At 66.0% G+C, this 9,654-nt stretch carries 3 protein-coding genes; all 3 read left to right on the top strand.

Going from position 1 to position 9,654, the window contains the following annotated elements:
* The first annotated feature begins 377 nt into the window (after positions 1–377).
* From recC to recD, 3 genes are read left to right on the top strand one after another with little or no spacing between them, the layout of a single operon-like run.
* Complete coding sequence (gene recC, locus CAF92_RS25615; RefSeq protein ID WP_085602287.1) at positions 378–3,860, top strand: exodeoxyribonuclease V subunit gamma; 3,483 nt, start codon at positions 378–380, stop codon at positions 3,858–3,860.
* Positions 3,857–7,534, top strand: a complete 3,678-nt coding sequence (gene recB / locus CAF92_RS25610) for an exodeoxyribonuclease V subunit beta (RefSeq protein WP_085602286.1) — start codon at positions 3,857–3,859, stop codon at positions 7,532–7,534. Before recC ends, recB begins: the two co-directional genes overlap by 4 nt.
* Positions 7,531–9,606 (top strand): exodeoxyribonuclease V subunit alpha, encoded by a 2,076-nt coding sequence (gene recD, locus CAF92_RS25605; RefSeq protein WP_046616382.1) that lies wholly within the window; start codon positions 7,531–7,533, stop codon positions 9,604–9,606. The genes recB and recD overlap by 4 nt, the downstream gene beginning before the upstream one ends.
* The last annotated feature ends 48 nt before the right edge of the window (positions 9,607–9,654 follow it).

Below are 9,654 nucleotides of genomic sequence, written 5' to 3'. Positions count from 1 at the left end.
AACTCAGCAGTGAAACGATGCATCGCCGATGGTAGTGTGGGGTTTCCCCATGTGAGAGTAGGTCATCGTCAAGATTCATTTCGCAAAACCCCTATCTGCGCATGCAGGTAGGGGTTTTGTCTTTCTGGCCTACCAATCCCAGGCCTGCACACCCCCCTCTGTGGGAGCGGGTTCACCCGCGAACACCGGCAAAGCCGGTGCCATCCACCGCGTCGCCCGCTTCGCGGCTAAAGCCGCTCCCACAGGGACGGCGCAAGGCCGCTTACAGGGTTCCTCCGATGCCTTCCAATCGGTTGATGGCACTGCGCCATGCTCTCCGTATGGTACCTACGTGATATCGTTTCCCCTCATCCCCAGCGTCAGCCAGAGGCCTCCCGATGCCCAATACCACTCACCTCCACTCCGGCTTCATGATCGTCCACGGCAACCGCCTCGACGACCTGCGCAGCCTGGTGGTGAGCTGGATGCGTCGCTATCCCCTGGCACCCCTGGAAAACGAAATCGCTCTGGTCCAAAGCAATGGCATTGCCCAATGGCTCAAACTGGCGCTTGCCGAAGACCCTCAGGACGACGACCAGGGCGGTTGTGGCATCGCCGCCGCCATCGACGTGCAATTACCGGGCAGCTTCATGTGGCAGTTGTACCGCAGCGTGCTGGGCCGTGACGAAATTCCCGAAGTCTCCCTGCTCGACAAGGCACCGCTGACCTGGCGTCTGATGCGCCTGCTCCCGGCCTTGATCGAACGCCCGCATTTCGAGCCGTTGCGACGCTTCCTCACCGACGACAGCGACCTGCGCAAGCGCTATCAGCTCGCCGAGCGCCTGGCCGACCTGTACGACCAATATCAGGTATACCGAGCCGACTGGCTCAAGGACTGGGCCGCTGGCGAGCACATCCTCAACACCGCCCGCGGTGAACGCAAGGCACTGCCCCCGGGCAACCGCTGGCAGGCCGAGTTGTGGCGCGCATTGCTGGAGGACGTTGGCGAGCAGGGCATGGCGCAGAGCCGTGCCGGCGTACATCAACGCTTCATCGAACGGATCAACAGCCTGGGGCAGGCGCCTGCCGGTCTGCCGGCCCGGGTGATCGTATTCGGTATCTCCTCGCTGCCAGCCCAGGCCCTCGAAGCACTGGCCGGCCTGGCGCGCTTCAGCCAGGTGCTGCTGTGCGTGCACAACCCTTGCCGCCACCACTGGGCCGATATCGTTGCCGACAAGGACCTGCTGCGCCACCAGTACAAGCGCCAGCAACGCAAGCAGGGTATGCCCTTGCAACTGGACGACCAGTCGCTGCACCAGCACGCCCACCCTTTGCTGGCCGCCTGGGGCAAACAGGGCCGCGACTACATCAACCTGCTCGACAGCTACGATGACCCCGGCAGTTATCAGGGTGTGTTCAGCGACGGTCGCATCGACCTGTTCAGCGACGGCTCGCCTACCACGCTGCTAAACCAGTTGCAGGACGACATCCTCGAACTGCGTCCGCTCGCCGAAACCCGCGAGCGGTGGCATCCAGTCGACCCAGCCAAGGACCGCTCGATCCGCTTTCACATCGCCCACAGCCCGCAACGCGAAGTGGAGATCCTCCACGACCAGCTACTGGCCCGTTTCAGCGCCGACCCAACCCTGCGCCCGCGTGACGTGATCGTCATGTTGCCGGCCATCGATACCTATGCACCGCACATCCGCGCCGTATTCGGCCAGTTGCAGCGCAACGATCCGCGGTACATCCCGTTCACCCTGACCGACCAGGGCCAGCGTGGTCGCGAACCCTTGCTGATTGCCCTCGAACACCTGCTCAAGCTGCCGGACAGCCGCTTCGCGGTCAGCGAAGTGCTCGACCTGCTGGATGTGCCGGCAGTCCGCGCCCGTTTCGGCATACGCGAAAATGACCTGCCCACGCTGCACCGCTGGATCGAGGGGGCCGGCATCCGCTGGGGCCTCAATGCCGAGCAGCGGGCCAGCCTCGGCTTGCCCGCCGGGCTGGAACAGAACAGCTGGCGGTTCGGCCTGAGGCGCATGCTGTTGGGTTATGCCGTAGGCGTGGGTGAGGCCTGTGATGGCATCGAACCCTACGATGAAATCGGTGGTCTTGATGCGGCACTGATCGGCCCGCTGGTCGCCTTGCTGGACGCCCTCGAAGTGGCCAGCAACGCTTTGTCCGAGCCTGCCACTGTCAGCCAGTGGGGCGAGCGCCTGCATGCCTTGCTGCAAGTATTTTTCCTGGCCGAGGGCGAGCACGATGAGTTCCTGCTGATGCAGTTGCAGGATCTGCGTGATAGCTGGCTCGAAGTGTGCGAGGCCGTCGGCCTGCAAGACCCATTGCCGTTGACCGTGGTGCGCGAAGCCTGGCTGTCGGGCCTCGATCAGGGCAAGTTGTCCCAACGCTTCCTCGCCGGCTCGGTGAATTTCTGCACCCTCATGCCGATGCGCGCCATCCCGTTCCGGGTGGTCTGTCTGCTGGGCATGAACGATGGCGATTACCCCCGCGCCCAACAGCCGCTCGACTTCGACCTGATGGCCAGCGACTACCGTCCCGGTGACCGCTCGCGCCGTGAGGATGATCGCTATCTGCTGCTAGAGGCGCTGTTGTCGGCCCGCGACCAGCTATATGTCAGCTGGGTCGGGCGCAGCATTCGCGACAACAGTGAACGCCCGGCCTCGGTACTGATCGGCCAGTTGCGCGATCACCTTGGAGCCGGCTGGCAGCTGGCAGGCGCGGAGCCGGGGCAGCCAGCACAACCAGGTGAGCAACTGCTGCACGCACTGACCCAGGAGCACCCGCTGCAACCGTTCAGCCCACGCTACTTCCAGAAGGGGAGCCCACTGTTCAGCTTTGCCCACGAATGGCAACTGCTGCACCAGCAGGGCCAGGAAGACGAGCAGGCTGACCCCGGCCTGCCGCCATACCATGACGATGAGGCCTTGAGCCTGACCCAGCTGAATGACTTCCTGCGCCACCCGGTGCGGCACTTCTTCAGCCAGCGTCTGAAGGTGTACTTCGAAGCGCTGGAAGCACCGACCCCGGACGAGGAACCCTTCGTCCTTGACACCCTGCAACGCTACGGCGCCAGTGAAAGCCTGCTGGGTGCAGCGCTGGCCGAGCCGGACAATGCCGAACAGGCCCTGCAGGCACAGGCCCGACGCTTGCAGGCCTGTGGCGTGCTGCCGCTGGCCGGCTTTGGCGAACTGCTGCAGCGCGAGCTGATCGAGCCCCTGCCAGACTTGCTGCAACGCCACCGCCAGCTATTACAGCGCTGGTCGCAGCTGGTCGAGGGGGCATTGCCAGTGCATTTCGAGCACGGCCGGCACCGCCTCGAAGGCTGGCTGGGGCGGGTGTTCCAGGCGGATGACCAGAGCCTGCTCAGCATCACCACCGTACCCAATACCATCAGTGCCGGGCGCAACGCCCTGAAGTGGCACCGCCTGATCGCGCCCTGGGTCACGCACCTGGCGGCCTGCGCGGCGGGCTACCCCTATAACAGTGCGCTGGTGGCCAGCGACCTGACCCTGCTGCTTGCGCCACTGCCGCAAGCGCAGGCGGCGCAATTGCTGGGCGACCTGCTGGTAGCCCGTCAGGCGGCGATGAATGCGCCGTTGCCGGTCGCGGCCAAGACCGCGTTTGCCTGGCTGGCCCAGGACGATAGCGACAAAGCCCTGGCTGCTGCTGCACGCGCCTACGAAGGCGACGAGCGCACCAGCTTCGGCGAGCGCAGTGAAAGCGTCGCCCTGGCCCGGCAGTTCCGTGACTTTGCCGCGCTCACCGCTGATGAAACCTTCGAAGGCTGGTGCGAAGCCTTGTACCGCCCATTGTTCAACGCCCCGTGGCAGACCCTGGGCAACCCGGAGAAAGGCGCATGACCCAGGACCGTCCCCTGGCACTGAGTTTCCCCCTGCATGGCAGCCAGCTGATCGAGGCCAGCGCCGGCACGGGCAAGACCTTCACCATTTCGGCGCTGTACCTGCGCCTGATCCTCGGTCACGGTGGCGAGCAGGGCTTCGACCGCGAGTTGCTGCCACCGCAAATCCTCGTGGTGACTTTCACCGACGCCGCCACCAAAGAGCTGCGCGAACGTATCCGCGCCCGCCTGGCCGAAGCTGCGCGGTTCTTCCGTGGCGAGCTGGTAGCGGCCGACCCGCTGCTGCACCAGCTGCGTGACGACTACCCGGAAGAAGCCTGGCCACGCTGTGCCGGGCGCCTGGAAATCGCCGTGCAGTGGATGGACGAAGCTGCGGTATCGACCATCCACGGCTGGTGCCAGCGCATGCTGCGCGAACATGCCTTCGACAGCGGCAGCCTGTTCACCCAGACCTTGGAAACCGACCATAGCGAACTGCTGGGTCAAGTCATGCGCGACTACTGGCGGCGCTTCTGCTACGGCATGCAAGGCGACGCGCTGGCCTGGGTGCGTGGCCACTGGGGTAGCCCCGACGCCTTGCTGCCGCGGATCCGCCCACTGTTCGGCCGCGTGCGCGCCCAGCAGGACGGGCCAGAGCCGGCGGCACTGATCCAGGCATCGCTGCAGCAGCGTGGCGAGCAGTTGGCCCGGCTCAAGGCGCCTTGGGCGCAATGGGCCGAGGAATTGCGCCAGATCTGCCGTGATGCACTGGCCGCCAAACAGGTCGATGGCCGCAAGATGCAGGCCCGTTACTTCGAGCCCTGGTTCGACAAGCTCTGCGCCTGGGCCGCAGACGCACAACTGGTGGAGCTCGACCTGGGCACCGGCTTTACCCGCCTGACCCCGGCGGGCATGGCCGAAGCCTGGAAGGGCGAGCCACCCGAGCACCCGGCCCTCAATGCCATGCAGAGCTTGCAGCAACAGTTGCAGGCCCTGGACAGCCCGGATGCCCCATTGCTCGAGCATGCCGCCAACTGGGTATCGGCACGCTTCGAAGTGGAGAAGCGCCGGCGTGCGGAAATGGGTTTCGACGACATGCTCCTGCGCCTGCAGCACGCCCTGGCCAGCGAGGCCGGCGAGCGCCTGGCCAGCCTGATCCGCGAACAGTTCCCGGTGGCGTTGATCGACGAGTTCCAGGACACCGACCCGGTGCAGTACGGCATCTTCGAGCGCATCTACCAGATCAGCGAAAACCGGCGCGAAACCGGCTTGTTCATGATTGGTGACCCCAAGCAGGCGATCTATGCCTTCCGTGGCGCCGACATCTACACCTACCTCGCCGCCCGTCGTGCCACGAGTGGCCGTCTGCACAGCCTGGACACCAACTACCGCTCCAGCAAGGCCATGGTCGCGGCGGTCAACCACGTGTTCCTCCAGGCCGAGGCGCGTGCGGCAGGGCGTGGCGCGTTCCTGTTCCGCGAGGCCGATGACAACCCTTTGCCGTTCATCGAGGTCCGCGCCAAAGGCCGTGGCGAGCAACTGTTGATCGACGGTGAAACCTGTGCAGCCCTGCAGTGCTGGCATCTGGAAAGCGAAGAGCCTGTCTCCGCCAGCGTGTATCGCCAGCAGCTGGCAGCCAGCTGCGCCAGCCATATCGTCGCCTTGCTCAATGGTGGGCAGCAGGGCACGGCTGGTTTCCAGAGTGCCGAGGGCGAACTGCGCCCGTGTCTGCCATCGGACATCGCCATCCTGGTGCGCGATGGCCATGAAGCGCAGATGGTCCGCACCGAGCTTGCCGCGCGCGAGGTGCGTAGTGTGTACCTGTCCGACAAGGACTCGGTATTCGCCGCCCAGGAAGCCCACGACCTGTTGGCCTGGCTAAAGGCCTGCGCCGAACCCGACTCGGAGCGCCTGCTCAAGGCTGCCCTGGCCAGCCTTACCCTTGATCTGTCTCTGGCTGCGCTGGACCGCCTGAGTCAGGACGAGCGGGTCTGGGAAGACTGGGTCATGCGTTTTCGCCGTTACCGCGACACCTGGCAGCGCCAGGGCGTGCTGCCGATGCTGCGGCACCTGCTGCATGACTTCCAGCTGCCGCGCACACTGATCCGCCGCAGCGATGGCGAGCGGGTGCTGACCAACCTGTTGCATCTGGCCGAGCTGCTGCAACAGGCCGCTGGCGAACTGGACGGCGAACAGGCACTGATCCGACACCTGGCCGAGCACCTGGCCAGTTCCGGCCAGGCCGGTGAAGAGCAGATCCTGCGCCTGGAGAGCGATGAGCAGTTGGTGAAAGTGGTGACCATCCACAAGTCCAAGGGCCTGGAATACCCCTTGGTCTACCTGCCGTTCATCTGCACCAGCAAACCGGTGGACGGTAGCCGCCTGCCGCTGGCCTGGCATGATAGCCAGGGCAACGCCCATCTCACCCTCACCCCAGACCAGGAACAGATCGAACGCGCCGACGACGAGCGACTGGCCGAAGACCTGCGCCTGCTCTACGTGGCCCTGACCCGCGCCCAGCATGCCTGCTGGCTGGGTGTCGCCGACCTCAAGCGGGGCAACCAGAAGAGCTCGCACCTGCATCGTTCGGCGTTCGGTTACCTGCTGGGTGGTGGCCTCGCCTTGCCGGGCTCGTCGCAACTGACGGACTGGTTGCAGGCCTTGGCCAAGACCTGCCCGCACATCTCTTGCCCAGGCCTGCCGTTGGCAGATGAACAGATGTATCGCATGCCGCACACCGAGCATGAGCTGCTGCCTGCCCGCAAGCCGCGTCGCGCAGCGGGCGCCGAGCATTGGTGGATTGCCTCGTACAGCGCCCTGCGCGTCGGCGACCAGACCCTCGGTGCCGACAGCTCCCAAGCCCAGCAGTTACTGGATGATGAAGTGGTCGATACCCAGGTGCTGCGCGAGGTCCCGGCCGACAGTGGCGATATTCACCGCTTCCCGCGCGGGCCCAACCCCGGCACCTTCCTGCATGGCTTGCTGGAATGGGCGGGCCGCGAGGGCTTCAGCCAGGTCAGCGGCAATGCACGGCTGATCGAGCGAACCGTTGGCCAGCGCTGCAACCGTCGCGACTGGACCGGCTGGATTCCCACCCTGACGCTTTGGCTGCAGCGCCTGCTGGGCGAAGCGCTGCCGTTGCCGGGCAACGACCTCGGCGTGACGCTAGGGCAGTTGTGCCACTATCAGATCGAAATGGAGTTCTGGTTCGCCAGCCACCAGGTCGATGCCGAACAACTCGACCGCCTGGTGGTACGCCACACCCACCCCGGCCTGGCACGCCCGGCGGCGCAGCCGACCGTGCTCAATGGCATGTTCAAAGGCTTCATCGACCTGGCCTTCGAACTGGACGGGCGTTACTACGTGACCGACTACAAGTCCAACTGGCTGGGCCCGGATATCCAGGCCTACGATGCCCTGGCCATGGAAAAGGCCATCCTCGAACATCGCTACGACCTGCAATACGTACTGTACCTGCTGGCCCTGCACCGCCAGTTGCGCGCCCGCCTGCCGGACTACGACTACGACCGCCATGTCGGCGGCGCCCTGTTCATCTTCCTGCGAGGCGCCAGCAGCGGCGGCCACGGCGTTTATCACACCAAGCCACCGCGCGAGCTGATCGAAAGCCTCGATGCGCTGTTCCGCGGCGAGCATCCGCCGGTACAGCAGGACCTGTTTGCCGGAGCCGTGATATGAGCCGAAGCCTCGTCGACTTGTTGCCCACCCCGCTGCACGCCGAGCACCTGCTCGCCTTGGCGCCACAGCATGACAGCGGCGACCTCCTGCAACTGCTCGACCGCTGGGTAGAGCGGGGCTGGCTGCGTGCCCTGGACCGTGCGTTCGTATCATTCCTGGAGGAGCGAGCCCCCGGTAGCGACCCCCTGCTGTTGCTGGCCGCCGCCCTGGCCAGCCACCAACTGGGCCACGGCCATGTCTGCCTCGACCTGCAGCAAACCCTGGCCGAGCCCGATTTTGCCCTGTCGTTGCCGCCTGAAGGCGACGCCTTGACCGGCCCCTTGCTGTTGCCCTCGCAGTTGCTGGCCAACCTTGACCTGCACGCCTGGCGTCAGCGCATTGCCGCCAGCTCGCTGGTGGCCGCAGGGGATTCCCCGGGCCAGCAGGCGCGGCCTCTGGTGCTAAGCGGCGAGCGTCTGTATTTGCGCCGTTACTGGAGTTACGAGCGGCGCATCGACCATATCCTGCGCCAGCGCCTGACCCAGGCCGAAGCGCCTCCGGCCGACCTGCCTGGCCGTTTGGCGCAACTGTTCGACGGTGGTGCGCCGGCTGGCCAGGTGGACTGGCAGAAGCTTGCCTGTGCCCTGGCCACCCGCGCCGGCTTCAGCATCATCACCGGCGGCCCTGGCACGGGTAAGACCACTACCGTGGTGCGCCTGCTGGCCTTGCTGCAGGCGCCGGCGGTGGAGCAGGGCAGGCCGCTGCGCATTCGCCTGGCCGCGCCGACCGGCAAGGCGGCCGCGCGTCTGACCGAATCCATTGGCCAGCAGGTCGAGCGCCTGCAGGTCAGCGCCGAGGTGCGCGGGCATATCCCCACCGAGGTCAGCACCGTGCACCGCCTGCTCGGCAGCCGCCCTGGTTCGCGGCACTTCCGCCACCATGCCGGCAACCCGCTGCCGTTGGACGTGCTGGTGGTCGACGAAGCGTCGATGATCGACCTGGAAATGATGGCCAACCTGCTCGATGCCCTGCCGCCACGGGCGCGCCTGGTACTGCTGGGCGACAAGGACCAGCTGGCCTCGGTCGAGGCCGGTGCGGTACTGGGTGACCTGTGCCGGGATGCCGAGGAGGGCTGTTACTCGCCGGCGACCGAGGCATGGCTGGAGCAGGTCGGTGGTGAGTCGCTGGCGGGCAGTGGCCTCAAGGCCGGCGATGAGCAACGCAACCCGCTGGCCCAGCAGGTGGTGATGTTGCGCTTCTCGCGGCGTTTCGGCGAAGGCAGTGGCATCGGCCAGCTGGCCCGGCTGGTCAACCGCCAGGACGCCCATGCGGCGCGCAGCCTGTTGGCTGCGCCGCCACCCGATGTGCACAGCCTGGCCCTGAAGCACGAACAGGACCGCGCCTTCGACCGCCTGCTGCTCGACGGCCTCAACCGCGGCAGCGATGGCCCGCAGGGCTACCGCAGCTACCTGCGCACCCTTGGCCGCTTCCGCCCGGCACTCGGCACCGCCGTCGACGACCCCGCGTGGGAGCAATGGGCGGGCAAAGTGCTGCACAGCTTCGAGGACTTCCAGCTGCTGTGCGCGGTACGCCGGGGCGCCTGGGGTGTTGAAGGCCTCAATGAGCGGGTAGCGCGGGTGCTGCACAATGCCGGTCTGATCGACAGCCAGCAGCCCTGGTACGAAGGGCGCCCGGTGCTGGTAACACGCAACGACTACGGCCTGGGCCTGATGAACGGCGATATCGGCATTGCCCTGCGCCTGCCGGACGAGCACGGCGAACCCCTGTTGCGCGTGGCCTTCCCGCGTAACGACGGCAGCGGCGGCGTGCGCTTCGTCCTGCCCAGCCGGCTGAACGAAGTGGAAACGGTATTCGCCATGACCGTACACAAGTCCCAGGGCTCGGAGTTCGGCCACACCGCGCTGGTGCTGCCGGATGCGCTCAACCCGGTGCTGACCAAGGAGCTGGTATACACCGGCATCACCCGCGCCAAGCACTGCTTCAGCCTGGTCGAGCCCCGCCAGGGTATTTTCGAAGAAGCGGTGGCGCGCAAGGTGCGGCGTATTTCCGGGTTGATGCTGGAGCAGGTGTAGGACCGGGAAGCCCTATCGCCGGCAAGCCAGCTCCCACAGGTACAGCGC

It is taken from the genome of Pseudomonas sp. B10(2017) (assembly GCF_002113295.1).
In the GTDB taxonomy this organism is placed as follows: domain Bacteria; phylum Pseudomonadota; class Gammaproteobacteria; order Pseudomonadales; family Pseudomonadaceae; genus Aquipseudomonas; species Aquipseudomonas pudica.
This window is presented reverse-complemented; position numbering and strand designations above follow the sequence as displayed.

Excerpts from the sequence above, each read along its gene's own strand:
- recC (WP_085602287.1), top strand. The coding sequence starts at position 378 with ATGCCCAATACCACTCACCTCCACTCCGGCTTCATGATCGTCCACGGC.
- recD (WP_046616382.1), top strand. The coding sequence starts at position 7,531 with ATGAGCCGAAGCCTCGTCGACTTGTTGCCCACCCCGCTGCACGCCGAG.
- recB (WP_085602286.1), top strand. The coding sequence starts at position 3,857 with ATGACCCAGGACCGTCCCCTGGCACTGAGTTTCCCCCTGCATGGCAGC.